Origin of the sequence: Aggregicoccus sp. 17bor-14, from assembly GCF_009659535.1 — a bacterium.
Lineage (GTDB): Bacteria > Myxococcota > Myxococcia > Myxococcales > Myxococcaceae > Aggregicoccus.
Genome location: NZ_VJZZ01000002.1, coordinates 399,324 through 412,808, shown reverse-complemented (window position 1 = coordinate 412,808; position 13,485 = coordinate 399,324). Strand labels below are relative to the sequence as shown.

Here is a 13,485-nt window from a genome sequence, read left to right as displayed (position 1 = left end):
GGCGCGGCAGCGCCCGACGCGTCTCCGGCTCACTCCGGGCGTGGAGTTCTTCGCCGGCGGCTTCTGGAGCACCACCGTGCCGCTGCAGCAGGGCGAGCGCTGCGCGGCGGCTCGCCGTTCCCGCGTCCAGACGGTGGCCCCACCGCCGAGTACTCGGCTCCCACCGGCGCGCCCTGAGCCACTGCTCACCCGCTGGGTGCTCACCTGCCAGGCCGACACCGTCCCTCTGCGGACCCTGTCCAAGCTGCGCCAGGCGCACGCAAGGGAGAGGGGCAGGCCCGGTGTGCGGACCTGCCCCTCGGGTAATTCATTGGACCCGCGTGTGGACTACGGCGCGGGCTGCGTGACGGTGGCCTGCTGCAGGGCCACCTGCGTCTGCGAGAGGATGCGGCCGTTCATCGTGGCGCCCGTCTGAAGTGTCACGTCCGTCTTGCAGAGCAGGATGCCCTCGAAGTGGGCGCCCGCGCCGAAGGTGGCGCGGCCGGCGATCTGCCAGAAGATGTTCTTGGCCAGTGCGCCGCCGGCGAGCGTGATGCGGGTGTTCGCCGCGAGGGTGAGGTCGCCCGTGCTCTGCAGGATCCACACGTCGTTGGCGCCACCGGACAGCGTCACGTCCGTGGGCACGGTCACGCTGCTGGTCCACTTGTAGAGGCCGGGGGCGAGCGTGCGGCCACCGAGGTTACCGGTGCCCAGCTCGAGGAAGTCCGGCGTGGGGCGGCTCGCGGCGTCCGTGTAGGCGCTCTCCATGTTGGAGACGGCGGTGGTGAGGTTGGAGGGCGTGGGCACCGCGTAGTTCGCGGCATAGGCGCGGCCGACGAGCTGGGTGCTGGTGGCGAAGACGTTGGTGGCGTCGGCGACCAGCGAGAAGCCGGTGAGGTAGCTGGCGGCGGCCGGCCCGAGGCCGATGTCGCCCGTCACGGTGGAGTCGGGCACCGAGGACACGCCCGTCTTGGCGAGGATGGCGTAGTCATCCGCAGTACCGAGGCCGACCGGGGCCGGGCCGCGGGCGGCGGTGGTGCCGGTGGTGAAGCTCCAGCTGTAGGCCGCGGCGAGCGCGTTGCCGTTGAGGTCGCGCACCCCCGTGGAGAGCGTGGCGTCGAAGCGGGCATTCACCGCGAGGGAGCTCGCCGGCACGAAGGTGGCGAGGGTGCCGGGGCCGTAGGTGACGTTGCCCGAGACGGGCGTGCTGCCCTGGCGCACCGTGAAGGTGGCGGAGGTGAGGGAGACGGGGTCCATGGCCTCGCTGAAGGTGGCCGTGAGGCGGCGGTTCGTGGCGACGCCCGTGGCGTTCGCGGTGGGGCCGGTGGACCTCACCTGCGGCGGCGTGGCGTCCGCCTCGGTGCCGGTGGTGAAGGACCAGGTGCGCGCGGTGGCGAGCGCGTCACCCGCGGCCGACCTCGCCTCCGTGCTGAGGGTGGCGGTGTAGCGCGTGGAGGGCGCGAGGTTCACCGTGGGGGTGAGCGTCGCGATGGTGCCGTCGGTGCTGTGCGCGAGCGCGCTGGCGATGACCGTGCTGCCCTGCTTCAGCGTGAAGGTGGTGGCCGAGAGCGGCTGCATCTCGCTGTCGAAGGTGGCCGTCACCCGCGTGTTGAGCGAGATGCCGGTGGCGCCATCGGCGGGCGTGGTGCCCGAGAGGAGGGGCGCAGTGCCGCTGCCCTCCGGGGTGCCGCCGCCGCACGCGAGCAGCGTGAGGGTGAGGAGCGAGAGGAGCATGCTGCGGACGGTCGGGTGACGCTGCGCTGCAAGGGCGATGGTCAAAGAGGACTCGGTAGGGGGTGAGCCGGAAGCAACGCAGCGTGGGGACGCAGCCAGCGTTGCTCCTGCGAGCTCTGGGGGGGACGGCTCTTCCGTTGCCCGGAGCGAGGCTCGCTGGGGGAGGGAAGTGCAGACAACATTACCATGAAAGCCTGCATGGCAAGGCAGCAGGCAGTCGAAACATGTGCAGTCGGAAGGGACCCGCGGGTCCCCTTCGGTCTCGCCTACCGCGGCATCCGCACGATCTGCAGGTCGCGCAGGAAGTAGACGAAGTGCTCGTCCGCGCGCGCCGAGACGTAGCGCCAGTACCCACTGTCCAGACACGCCGGCGTTCCGCCCTTCGCGCTCACGTGCGCGACGCAGCCGGGCTTCTTGCCATCCGGCTGCTGCGTCCAGAAGAGGGAGCCTGCACTCGCCTCCAGGCCGCCTCCGCGCACTCCCGGGGCGACTGTCTCCGGCGCACCTCCCTCCAGAGGGATGCGCAGGAGACCCGAAGCGGCGTCGAAGAAGAGCGAGCGGTCGTCGAGCGCGAGCGTGTATCCCAGGTCAGCGGTAGCGCCCTCGAGGCTTGGGCTCACGAGCACGGTCTTCTTCCCGTCCGCCACGACGCTGAGCTGCCGGAGGTGGAAGTTGCCCATCTGGACGCCCTCGACGAAGTAGACCTTGCCGTCGCGCGCCGCGAGGCTGCCCTGGAACTCCGCGCCCGCGAGCAGCACCGGCTCACCGCCGGTGCGGGGCGTCGCGATGAGGTCCTCGGGCGGCGTCGGGTACTGGGCGCTCTGGCGCGTGGAGTAGACGCAGTCCCCACCGAGCGCGAAGAGGCTGTCGCCCTCGACCATGTGCTGCGCGGGGCCTCCGCTCTTGGCCACGCGCCAGATGCCGCGGGGCGAGGAGTCACAGCGCGAGTCGGCGCAGGGCAGGTAGTCGAACCAGACGAACTGCTCGTCGACGGCGAGGTACCCGTAGCCGAAGCCGGTGTCGGCGCTCCAGAGCGTGGTCACCGCTCCGCCGTCCTTCGGGACGGTCTTGATGACGAGCCCTCCTTCCGCCTTCCGGGAGACCCAGTACACGCGCTCCGCGTCGAGCGCGAGCGCGGACGCCAGCTCGGCCTCGGCCAGCACCGTCCCCTTCGAGCGCCAGGCGGCGTCGGGCTTCGGCGGTGCCCCCGTCGGCACGAGCAGCGCCGGGCGAAGCTCCGGCCCACGAAGGAGGACCGCGATGACGCCGCTGTCGGAGATGCGCAGCGCCTCGCTGATGAGGGCGTCGTGCTCCGCGACGAGGTCGTTCAGGTCGAGCACCCGCCCTCCGGAGAACAGGACGCCGCGCGCGCTGCCCGGCCCCTCCCACCCGAAGTAGCTCGAGGTGCCGACGATCTGACCGCTCGCATTGATGTCCGTCGCGACGCTGGCCGTGTGCCCGGGCAGGGCGCCGAGCTCCGTCACCCGCCCTCCGCGCCAGAGGACGGCCTGGCCCGAGCCACCCCTCTCGGAGCGCGTGGCCTCGCCGACGACCTCTCCCGCATCGTTCGCGGCGTGGGCAAACCCCCAGCCTCCGAGGTCCGGCAGGGCCGAGGCCACGCCGTCGCGCCACACCACGGCGTCCACCCGCATGGGCGCGTCGGGCAGGCTCCGGCTCAGCGTTCGCCCGACGGCGAGGCCCTTCGCGAGGCCCCCGCTCTGGTCCTCGTGACCGCCGAGGCTGGGCAGCCGGTGCCAGGCCGCGCCGTCGAAGAGGAAGACGGCGGTGACGAAGGTCCCCTCCTCGAAGATGTCCCAGTCCACGAGGACGCGGTTCGCCCCATCCACCGCACGCACGGCGCGCATGGAGGAGCCCGGCTCCATGCACCGCTCCGCGGCCAGGCCGCGCGCCGGATTCCCGAGCCCGCGGATCGTCCCATCCGGGAAGTGGAGGAACACCTCGCGCTCGTCGCAGTCACCCGGGGGCAGCTTGCTCCCGCTGGTGCGGATGCCGGCGGTGACGCCCGCGTCGTTGATGGCCTCCACCCTCTGCGGCACCTCCCGGCGCGTCCCGGTCTTCGGGTCGTAGACCCACGGCGCCGCGGGGAACGCGCTCACCAGCACCAGCCCACCGGGACTCATGTCCAGGATGGACGGGGAGCCGTACGGGACAGGCTCGCTGCGCAGCTCCACCACGCGGTAGGCAGGGCCCGTCGGCTCGACGGTCTCGACCTCGGTCGACCCGGCATCCGGGACCTCGACCGTCGTCGAGCCGGCATCGCGCCCGGTGTCGGGCGGCGTGACGGGTGCCTTGCCTCCGCTCGAGCACGCGAGCCACAACGCACAGCCGAAGAACAGCCACGGGGATCGCATGCTCGCTCCAGGTCCAGTGCGCGGACCCTGCGCATCGACGCCGTGCGGGGCTACTGGCTTTCTCCCGTATTCCGGCCTCTACCGTCATCGGCCGGACGGGCCGGAGCGCATCCGCGCTCGAGCAGCGCCTCGCTCGGCTGTCGGTACCCCACCTGCGGATGGATGGCGCTGGAGGTGGGGTTCGCGAGGTCCGTGAAGAGGAAGCAGGCGCGCCGCCCTGCGCGTCCAACCTCCTGCGCGAAAGCCTCCGCCCAGTCGCCGTCGGGCGCGCTGTTCAATCCCGGGAATCCCGCGTCCCACCTGCGCTCAGCGGCGCGGGGCGCCGGGGCCCTCCCGCGGGCTGCGTCCGACGATGGACCTCGGGCCGGCAGACGAAGATGCTCCTGGCACGCGACTGGCAAACCGACGCTCCTCGCAGAGCGCCGGCGCCGTGTGGGCGCTCTCCCCCTGCCCTCGAGGCCCGCATGTTCGGAGTAGCTCAGGATCTACGACTCGCCGTACGGCACCTGGTGCGCACCCCGCTGGTGGGGCTGGTCACCATCGCCTCGCTGGCGGTGGGGCTCGGGGCCTTCACGTCGAGCTTCACGCTGATCAACGCGCTGTTCCTGCGCCCACTCCCCTTCCCCGCCCCCGAGCAGCTCGTCTCGCTGCAGGCCACCTCGAAGGGCGACTCCGGCCCGCACGCCTTCTCGTGGGCCACCGTGCAGGACCTGGCCGCGAAGGCGACGACGCTGCAGGCAGTGGGCGGGTGGACGGACCGGCCCCTCTCGCTCGGTGACGCGGGCGAGGCGGCGCCCGAGCTCCTCGCCGGGCAGCTGGTGTCCGCGGGCTTCTTCCAGGCGCTGGGCACGAAGGCGAGCCTCGGACGGCTACTCACGCCGGAGGACGACGCGCCGGGAGCGCCCGCGGTGATGGTGATGAGTCACGGGCTGTGGACGCGGCGCTTCGGCGCGAGTCCCTCGGTGCTGGGCCAGAGCGTGCGGCTCAACGGCCAGTCGTTCACGGTGGTGGGCGTGGCGGAGCGCGGCTTCCACGGGCCCAGCGTGACGGTGGCGCGCGACGCGTGGGTGAGCGTGTCGCAGCAGCCGCGCATCCTGCCCGGCCGCGCGCTGCTGGAGTCGAGGCAGAGCGTGTGGCTCGAGGTCCTCGCGCGGGTGAAGGAGGGCACGAGCGCGAAGCAGGCCGCCGCCGAGCTGGACGCGCTGGGCCAGGCGCTCGCGCTCGCCCACCCCGACACCCTGCGCGACCACGGCATCCGCCTCCAGGCCCTGGGCGGCGTGGAGCCCGAGATGCAGGGGCCGGTGATGGCGGTGGCCGCAGTGCTGTTTGCCGCCGCGGGCCTCATCCTGCTCATCGCCTGCGTCAACGTGGCGGGCGTGCTGCTCGCGCGGGCGGTGTCGCGGCGCAGCGAGCTCGCGGTGCGGCTCGCGCTGGGGGCGGGCCAGGGCCGGCTCATTCGCCAGCTGCTCACCGAGGCGCTGCTCCTCTTCACGCTGGGCGGCGCCGCGGGGCTCCTGGTCTCGGTGTGGGCCACCGATGCGCTGCTCGCGCTCGAGCCGCCCATCCCGGTGCGCTTCGCGCTCGACGTGCAGCCCGACGTGCGCGTGCTGCTCTTCGCGCTGGGCACTGCGCTGGCGTGTGGTCTCGTCTTCGGCCTGCTGCCGGCGCTGCGCGGGGCCCGGGGCGACCTGCTGCCTGCGCTGCGCGGAGATGCGTCGGGCAGCCGGCGCGGCTCGCGGTTGCGCTCGGCCTTCGTCGTGGGACAGGTGGCGCTCGCGCTGGTGCTGCTCACGGGCTCCGGGCTCCTGATGCGCGCGGTGCAGCACGCGCGCGGCCTCGAGCTGGGCTTCCGTCCCGATGGCGTCGCGGTGGCGTCCCTGGACCTGCGCACCGGCGGGCTCGATGCGCAGCACGGGGCTGTCTTCCTCAATGAGCTCACCGCCCGGCTCTCCGCCATGCCCGGCGTGGAAACCGTGGGGCTCGCCTCCATCGTGCCGCTGGAGATGGGCCGCAAGACGGAGGTCCTGAACGTGCCCGGGCAGACGCCTCCGCCCGGTGCGCCCGGCTTCGCGGTGGACTTCGCGGAGCTGTCGCCAGGCACCTTCGCGGTGCTGGGTATTCCGCTCGTGGCGGGGAGGGACATGAGCACGACGGACGCGCCCGGGGCGCCGCGCGTGGCGGTGGTGAACGAGGCCTTCGTCCGGCGCTACCTCCCTGAGGGCAGCGCGCTGGGCCGCAGCGTGACCCTGGACAAGGACTCCGTGCAGGTGGTGGGCGTGGTGAAGGACGCGATGGTGCACGACTGGGGCGCAGCGCCGCGGCCCGCGGTGTGGGTGCCGCTCGCGCAGAGCTACTCGGCCCATACCTCCGTGCTGGTGCGCGCGCAGGGCGGCGACGAGGCGCGCGCGGTGCTCCTGTTGCGGGAGGCGCTGCGCGCCCAGCAGCCCACCGTGGCGGCGCTGCAGCTCGAGCCCCTGCGCCACTACATCGGAATGGCGCTGCTGCCGCAGCAGATCGCGGGGAGCGTGGCCGGCGTGCTGGGGGCCATTGGCCTCTTGCTCGCGAGCCTCGGCCTCTACGGCGTGGTCGCGTACGCGGTGAGCGTGCGGACGCGCGAGCTCGGCATCCGCATGGCGCTGGGCGCGCGCGGCGACGAGGTGGTGGGGCTGGTGCTGCGCCAGGGCCTGCGGCTCGCGCTCATCGGCGTGGCGGTGGGCACGGGGCTCGCGCTCGCGGTGGGCCAGGGCCTGCGCGGGATGCTGATGGGGGTGAGCCCCGCGGATCCCCTCACGCTCGGGAGCCTCGCCCTGCTGCTGGTGGCGGTCGCGCTCTTCGCGAGCTGGCTGCCGGCGCGGCGGGCCTCGCGGGTGAACCCCCTCTCCGCGCTGCGGGCGGAGTAGCTGCGGTGTAGCCTGGGCGGCATGTTCGACAACGTGCTCGCACAGGGGCCGCATAAGCCGGCGTCAGAGGTCTCTCCGGCGAAGCCCGTGCACCTGGCGTTCGGCGTCGCGAGCCTCGCCGCGGGCGCGGGTGCGCTGCTGTGCGCGGTCCTGATGGACTGGAGCTACAACGTCATCCTCGCCTGGCCCGTCTCGATCGCACTCGGCGTGGCGCAGCTGGTCTTCGTGTGGCGTGCATGGCGCCGGGAGCAGTCTGCCTCCTCGGGTACGAGCCTGGCCGTACTCGCCCTCGCGGTAGGCGGACTGCTGCTGAACGTCATCGCATTTTTCTGGGCGAGCTCCCACGCCCACGGCTGCTGAGCGCGCGCGATGAGGCTGCCAATCCCCAGGGGCACCGTGAGCTTGTGGGACCTCCTGACGTTGATGTCCGGAGGCAACGCACTGGGCAGCGCGCTTGCTGCGGGCCTCTTCTTCGGTGCAGGCCGTCTCGCGCTGATGATCAGCGCACCTCTGGGCGCGGGGCTCGGCTTCCTATCCGTGGTAGCGGCGTATCGGGCAGGCTTGCGTCTATCTCGCTACGTTCGCAGCGATGTCGATTCACCGAAGAACGATGCTCTGCTCGCGGTTTGCTACCTCGCGCAATTCGTATGGTGCTTTGCCGTCGCGCCGCTCATCAGCTTCGCGGTCGTGGCCGGTGTCATTCGCGTTGCGCTTCTCGGTTGAAGCCGTTGGAAGCACGAGCCCTTGTGGAGGCACGAGCCGCATGAAGACAACCGCAAAGCCCGCGCGCAAGGCAGGCACGGCGAAGCCGAAGACGCCGGCCGCGTCGCGCAAGCCCGCCACACGGACTGCTTCGAAAGCCAAGAATGCGCGCGGAGGCGAGAAGGTTGTCCTCCTCTCGGGCGGCAACCCGCGCATCGCCAAGGCGGACGGCGATGCGCCGGTGCAGGCGTACATCGCCGCGATGCCCGGCTGGAAGCGCGCGCTCGGCGAGCGCCTCGATGCGCTCATCGTCCGCACCGTGCCGCACGTGCACAAGGCGGTGAAGTGGAACTCGCCCTTCTACGGCATCGAGGGTCAGGGCTGGTTCCTCGCGCTCCACGCCTTCAACCGCTACGTGAAGGTGACCTTCTTCGGGGGCACGTCCCTGCGGCCCGTCCCGCCGGGCGGCACGGGCAAGGCCGCGCGGTGGCTCGACCTCCACGAGGGTGAGTTCCCCGAGGCGCAGCTCGCGGAGTGGGTGAAGCAAGCCGCCGCGATTCCAGGCTGGGCTCCCGGCCGGCCTATGTGAAGTAGCCGCACTCGCAGACGAAGGTGTTCTCGCCGATCACATGCTCCTGGCACCACCCGCCCTCGCAGGTGCCAGTGCACTTCCACGTGACGCCCAGGGGCGCGAGCCGCTGCCGCAGCAGCGTGCGCGCGTACTTCTCCTTCGTCCTCTTCAGCAGGTGCTTCGCGATCTTCTCGTACTGCTCCTCGCGCACCCACACCTGCACGTAGCCTCGCGTGTTGGTGAGCTGCGTCCAGGTCTGCTCGTACGTGCACCCGGTGGCGCCGCCTCCCGGCGGGCGCCGGGGACGTGCGGCGCTGGCACGCTTCGTTCGGGCGGACGCGGGCTTTCGGGCTGGCATGGGGACTCCGCGGAGAGGGGCACCGGCCACCCTACTCTCCGCGTCCCGAAGCCCTGGCTGTCCTCCGGGGTAGCAGGGGTGTTGGGCGTCGCGGGGACGCAGCTTCGCCCAACACCCTCACCCCGTCCCTCTCCCAGAGGGCGAGGGGACAGCTTCGCTCAAGGAGCCGCGGGCGCGGCGACGCGGGCCGGGGTGGCCTTGCCCAGGTTCTCCAGGCGCCGCTTCGCCAGGTGCACGGCGCTGCTGGGGCTCGGGTTCTCCTCGCGCACCTTCTGGTAGGCGCTGCGCGCGGTGTCGAGCAGGCCGTAGCCCTCGGCCACGCGGGCGTGCACGTACCAGTCGGACGGCGTGGGCTCGCTGCGCTCGTCCGACTGCGCCATGTACTTGAGCAGCAGCTCGTGCGCCTGCGGCCCGCGGCCGGCCTCGGCGTACACGGTGGCGAGCGTGTTGAGGACGCTCGGCCGCTCGTACTTGCTCAGGGTCGCGGCGCGCTCGGCATCCTCGATGGTCTGGGGCGAGACCTCGGCGCCGGTGAAGAGCGCGTACCAGGCCAGGTTGTTGTACGTGCTCGGGTTCGCCTTCCCCGCCGTCACCAGCTGGCGCAGCGTGCGCTGGTTGCCCTCGTAGTCGTGCTTGCCCACCTTGGCGGTCGCGAGCGCGTTGAGCGCGTCGTCGTCGTCCGGCAGGCGCGCGAGCCGGGCCTGCGCGCGGGTGGCGAGCTCGTCCCAGCGCTCGAGCGCGCTCAGCGCGAGGCCCACCTGCGCGAAGGCGCTCTCGTCATCCGGGTGCAGCGCGAGCAACCGGTCCGCCGCCGCGAGCAGCCGGGGCTTGTCCTGGCTCACCAGCGAGGCGAACGCGATATCGCGGTCGAAGAGCTCGCGCTCGGAGTCGCTCGTGGCGCGGGCGCGCTCCTGCTCCAGGAAGGTGCGCAGCTGCGGGCTCTTGCTCCCGTGGGAGGCGAGCGCCGCGGCGGCCACGCGCATGCGGGCGGGCTCGCGCGGCGTCTCACTGCCGCGCGGCCACAGGCGCGCGAAGTGCGCGTAGGGCTGGTTCTCGGCGACCACCTGGGGCACCTGCTCGCGCGCCCAGTCGAGCCACTGGCGCGCCCCGGCCACGTCCCCCGCATCCAGGCGCGTGAGGGCTTCGGTCCCCAGCGAGCCCAGCGAGGGCGCCACCGCGCGCACCCGCCACGCCGCCCCCTCCTTCACGAGGAAGAAGGCCTGCTCGCCCTCGCCGCCGGTCATCTTCGGCATGCGCACCCGGACGCCCGTGCGCGCATCGCCGTCCGACTTGAGCTCCATGATGGAGAGGCCCACCTCCATCGCCACGCGCGCGGGCAGCCCGCCGGACTGCTTCTGCAGCGCGCGCGTCCCGTAGCGCAGGCCCGCGAGGAAGCCCTTCTCGAAGTCCTTGTCCTCCGCGAGCGCAGAGCGCGAGAACAGCGTGCGCACGTCCACGAGCGAGGGGTCGGCGGAGGCGAGCATCATCCGCTTCACCACGTTGAGCGGATCTCCGTCCGTCAGGTCCTTCGCCTCGACGCGGCGCACCTTGGCCATCATCGCCAGCTGCGTCTGCAGCTGCGCGCTGCCGCTGCCCGCGAGCTCGCGCAGCAGCGCGGTGCACTCCGGGTAGCGCCGCAGCCCCATCAGCCGCAGGGACGCGCGCGCGAGCGTGCTGCGCCGCGCCTCCGGGTCACTGATGCGCGCCTGGGCCTCGCGCAGCGCCGCCGGGACGCCCTCGAGCACCGCGCGCGCCGCGAGCGCATCCGCGCTGCGCGCCTCCTCGCCCTTGCCCGCGAGCTGCAGGAAGTCCCCGAAGCGCTCGGCCTGCCACAGCGCCGCGCGCAGCTCCCCGTCCCAGTCCTTCTTGTCCAGCTCCGTGCGCAGCGCCTGGTACTCGGCGATGGCCTCGGGCAGCCGCGCCCCCGCGCCGTACAGCTCGCCATCCGTGCCGCGCGAGAGCATCCGCGCGAGCGCGAGGCGCGCGTTGGGCTCCTTGGGGTCCAGCGCCTTCGCGCGCCGCAGCGCGGCCACCGCGCCCGGCCCGTCGAAGCCCGGCATCAGCTCGCGCCCCAGCGTGTCGTGCATCAGCATGCGCGCGAGCGTGCGCTGGGCCTCGGCGCTCTTGGGCTCGAGCGCCGCCGCGGCCTTCGCCTCGGCGCGCGCGTCCTCCCCCATGCCCAGCTTCAGCAGCGCCTCGGCGAGCTGCAGGTGGTGCAGGGCCTCGGTGGGGTGGCGGGCGGCGCGGGCGCGCAGCTGCTCGAGCCCCTCGCGCACCTTGCCCTCGGCGATGAGCGCGTGGGCCTCGCTCTCCAGCGTGAGCCAGGGGGCGTCCTCCTTGCCGAAGGCCTGCACCGCGGTGCGGAAGGCCTCCACCTCCTGGGCGCTGTAGCGGCGCTTGCCGGTGTCGAAGCGGATGCGCGCGAGCACGTCGCGCCCCTGCTGCTCGAAGCGCCAGGAGAGCTTCGCGGGCCCGAAGGTCACCTCGCGCGCGGCCGGCAGCGTCGCTGCGCGGTAGCCCTCCGGCGGCACCACCCGGTAGCTCAGCTCGTGCACGAAGGCCTCGGGCAGCAGCAGGTCCTGGGTGCGCGCCTTGCGCTTCTCCCCCTCCCCGTCCTCCTCCTCGCTGGGCCGCAGCGCATCCGGCATGCGGGTGATGGCGGGGTACGGGGAGATGCGCACCACGGCGCGCGCGCCGTCGGTCTCGGCGAGCTTCGAGCCGGTCACCTCCAGGTCCAGGTGGAAGGGCAGCTCCCCGGTGGCGAGCTCGCGCGGGCGCACCGCGCCGTCCAGCTTCGCCTCGCGCAGGCCGCTCTGCGCGTAGCGCTCGAAGCCCTCCTTGAGCTTGTCCGGGGGCGTGGCGGCGAAGTAGCTGCGGTAGGTCGCGGCGATGGAGCCGGTGGCGTCGGTGGCCTCGCGCACGCGCGCGGGCCCGTCCTCGGCGAGCAGCACCGTGCGGGTGATGCGCAGCGAGTTGGCGGTGGAGCGCGCCTCCGGCAGGCGCTGCAGCGCGCGCGTGCCGGGTGCGGCCACCAGCGCGAGCCGCCCCTGCACGCCGAGGTTCAGCTCGCCCACCGCGGTGTACGGGTCCGTGGCGTCCACCCACAGCGCGGGCGTGCCCGGCACGTACACGATGGCGTGGTCGAAGCGGCCGAGGCCCGGGAAGTCGGGCTCCACCTCCGCGTCGCGCACGCGCAGCAGGGCCACGTGCGCAGGGATGCCGCGCGCGCGCAGCATCCCCACCACCAGCGTCGCCAGGTCCTTGCAGTCGCCGAAGCGGCGCGAGAGCGTCTCACCCGGCGGCCGCGGCACCACCGCGGCGGCGCCGGAGTACAGCCCGGTGTAGCGCACCCGCGCATGCACCCAGGCCATCACCCGGGCGGCCACGCGCTCGGGGCGCGTCTCGCTCCCGGCGGCCTCGGCGGCCTGCGCCGCGAGGTCCGCGCCCGCGAGCTGCTCCTCCACCACCTGGTGGTAGCGCTGCGCGAGGCTCTGCCAGTCCTTGCCCGTCGCGTAGGAGAGCGCCGCGCCCTGCGGCAGCTCGGGCGGCAGGTAGGGCTCGGCCTCGGCGCGCGCGGCGAGGGGGCCCGCCTCCCAGGTGAGCCGCACCCGGCCCTCCTTCTCCTCGCGCCTGGGCGAGAGCTTCAGGCCGCGCAGCTCCGCGCGCAGCGGCAGCGCGCGCGGCGCCTCGAGGACGACGCGCACCTTGCGCACCGGCATCCGGTCGTCCAGCGCCACGCGCCCGGAGGTGCCCGCGCTGAAGAGGCTGTCCTTGCCGCGCACCTGGATCTCCAGCTCCACCACGCTGCCCTCGGCCACCGCCGGCAGGGGCCCGCGCAGCGCGCGGCGATCGCTGAAGATGTCCGTGGAGCGCTCGTCGTCGCCGGCCTCCATCAGCGTGCCCGCGTCCAGCACGTGCTCCTGCCCGTCGCGGTTGATGACGCGGGCGCGCACCTCGGGGCGCTCCTGGTACCAGGGCGACCACGGCACGTCCACGTGGCCCCAGCCGCGCGCGCCCTCCTGCGAGAGCACGCGGAACACGCGCCGGTAGCGGTAGCTCTCCACGCCCTTCGCGTCGAAGGAGAGGTGCGTCTCCTCGAGCAGCAGCTCCGCGTACGCGTCCTGCGGCACCGGCAGCGCCGCGACGGCGCGCGCGACGTCGGCGGCGGTCGCCGAGAAGGGCGCTCCCTCCCAGGGCGAGGGCGCAGCGGGCGCCGCAGCCGCCTTGGTGGCGGGCGCGGCGGCGAGGGCAGAGGAGGCGGGAGTGACGAGGACGAGGGCGGCCAGCAGGGTCGAGCGCATGCGGAGGGCCGCACTCTCGCATCCCGGGCGAGGCAGGGGGAGGGGGGGTCCAACCCTGCGGGATTCCTCTTAGGCGCTCAGATGGTGCGCGCGCCCGCGGGCGTCGAGTCGCGATCGCTGATCTCCTCCACGTTCGCGGTGGCCCAGGGGATGGCCTCGAGGCGGGCGAGCGGGATGGGCTCCTCGGTGAGGTCGCTGATGCCGTAGGTCCCCTCCTCGAGCTTGCGCAGCGCGCGGCGCACCTGGGCGAGGCGGCGGTGGTCGACCTCGGCGCGCGAGAGCGAGGCGCTGACCTCGCTCTCCCCCTGCGCCATGTCCGCCGTGTCACCGGGCTCCGCGATGGGGTCCTCGCTGTCCGGGCGGGCGTCGGCGTACATCGCCAGCAGCCGGTCATGCTCGGCGCGCAGCTTCTCCGTGAGGCGCTCGACGTCCTGAGGGGTGAGCTGTGTGGCTTGGGCCATGTGCGGTCTCCTGGGGCGATTCCCCCAGGAACACGCTAGTGACGGTGCGCGCGGTTGGAGACCCGCGGCGTGGGAGAGCTCGTCCGCCGCTCCGTGGAGCAGGCGCC

9 protein-coding genes are annotated in these 13,485 nt (G+C 73.3%); 4 read left to right on the top strand and 5 right to left on the bottom strand.

Annotation, left to right across the window (positions count from 1 at the left end; translation table 11 throughout):
• Positions 1 to 327 precede the first annotated feature (327 nt).
• Together FGE12_RS05690 and FGE12_RS05685 are read right to left on the bottom strand one after the other, a co-directional pair.
• Positions 328 to 1,713, bottom strand: a complete 1,386-nt coding sequence (locus tag FGE12_RS05690; protein WP_153865236.1) for an ice-binding family protein — start codon at positions 1,711 to 1,713, stop codon at positions 328 to 330.
• 266 nt (positions 1,714 to 1,979) lie between these two features.
• A complete protein-coding gene (locus FGE12_RS05685; RefSeq protein WP_153865234.1) occupies positions 1,980 to 4,085 on the bottom strand; it encodes a hypothetical protein in 2,106 nt (701 codons plus the stop codon).
• 464 nt (positions 4,086 to 4,549) lie between these two features.
• Here FGE12_RS05685 and FGE12_RS05680 point away from each other — a divergent pair, with 464 nt between their 5' ends.
• The 4 genes from FGE12_RS05680 to FGE12_RS05665 are packed head-to-tail and all read left to right on the top strand — an operon-like array spanning position 4,550 to position 8,276.
• Positions 4,550 to 6,985 (top strand): ABC transporter permease, encoded by a 2,436-nt coding sequence (locus FGE12_RS05680; RefSeq protein ID WP_194797611.1) that lies wholly within the window; start codon positions 4,550 to 4,552, stop codon positions 6,983 to 6,985.
• 21 nt (positions 6,986 to 7,006) lie between these two features.
• A complete protein-coding gene (locus FGE12_RS05675) occupies positions 7,007 to 7,345 on the top strand; it encodes a hypothetical protein (protein ID WP_153865232.1) in 339 nt (112 codons plus the stop codon).
• Positions 7,346 to 7,381: 36 nt separating this feature from the next.
• Positions 7,382 to 7,708, top strand: coding sequence for a hypothetical protein (locus FGE12_RS05670; protein WP_153865230.1), 327 nt, complete (start codon positions 7,382 to 7,384; stop codon positions 7,706 to 7,708).
• 40 nt (positions 7,709 to 7,748) lie between these two features.
• Positions 7,749 to 8,276, top strand: a complete 528-nt coding sequence (locus FGE12_RS05665; protein WP_153865229.1) for a DUF1801 domain-containing protein — start codon at positions 7,749 to 7,751, stop codon at positions 8,274 to 8,276.
• Here the strand turns inward: FGE12_RS05665 and FGE12_RS05660 are convergent.
• The 3 genes from FGE12_RS05660 to FGE12_RS05650 all read right to left on the bottom strand — a co-directional run bounded on the left by FGE12_RS05660 (position 8,269) and on the right by FGE12_RS05650 (position 13,378).
• Entirely contained in the window at positions 8,269 to 8,616 is a 348-nt protein-coding gene (locus FGE12_RS05660; RefSeq protein WP_153865227.1) for a hypothetical protein, read from the bottom strand. The genes FGE12_RS05665 and FGE12_RS05660 overlap by 8 nt on opposite strands.
• A gap of 158 nt (positions 8,617 to 8,774) precedes the next feature.
• The gene (locus FGE12_RS05655) at positions 8,775 to 12,917 is read right to left on the bottom strand and encodes a DUF3857 domain-containing protein (protein WP_153865225.1); all 4,143 of its coding nucleotides are present in this window, start codon (positions 12,915 to 12,917) and stop codon (positions 8,775 to 8,777) included.
• Between the two features lie 77 nt (positions 12,918 to 12,994).
• The gene (locus tag FGE12_RS05650) at positions 12,995 to 13,378 is read right to left on the bottom strand and encodes a TraR/DksA family transcriptional regulator (RefSeq protein WP_153865223.1); all 384 of its coding nucleotides are present in this window, start codon (positions 13,376 to 13,378) and stop codon (positions 12,995 to 12,997) included.
• Positions 13,379 to 13,485 lie beyond the last annotated feature (107 nt).

Excerpts from the sequence above, each read along its gene's own strand:
- FGE12_RS05690 (WP_153865236.1), bottom strand. The coding sequence starts at position 1,713 with ATGCTCCTCTCGCTCCTCACCCTCACGCTGCTCGCGTGCGGCGGCGGC.
- FGE12_RS05685 (WP_153865234.1), bottom strand. The coding sequence starts at position 4,085 with ATGCGATCCCCGTGGCTGTTCTTCGGCTGTGCGTTGTGGCTCGCGTGC.
- FGE12_RS05680 (WP_194797611.1), top strand. The coding sequence starts at position 4,550 with ATGTTCGGAGTAGCTCAGGATCTACGACTCGCCGTACGGCACCTGGTG.
- FGE12_RS05675 (WP_153865232.1), top strand. The coding sequence starts at position 7,007 with ATGTTCGACAACGTGCTCGCACAGGGGCCGCATAAGCCGGCGTCAGAG.
- FGE12_RS05665 (WP_153865229.1), top strand. The coding sequence starts at position 7,749 with ATGAAGACAACCGCAAAGCCCGCGCGCAAGGCAGGCACGGCGAAGCCG.
- FGE12_RS05660 (WP_153865227.1), bottom strand. The coding sequence starts at position 8,616 with ATGCCAGCCCGAAAGCCCGCGTCCGCCCGAACGAAGCGTGCCAGCGCC.
- FGE12_RS05655 (WP_153865225.1), bottom strand. The coding sequence starts at position 12,917 with ATGCGCTCGACCCTGCTGGCCGCCCTCGTCCTCGTCACTCCCGCCTCC.
- FGE12_RS05650 (WP_153865223.1), bottom strand. The coding sequence starts at position 13,378 with ATGGCCCAAGCCACACAGCTCACCCCTCAGGACGTCGAGCGCCTCACG.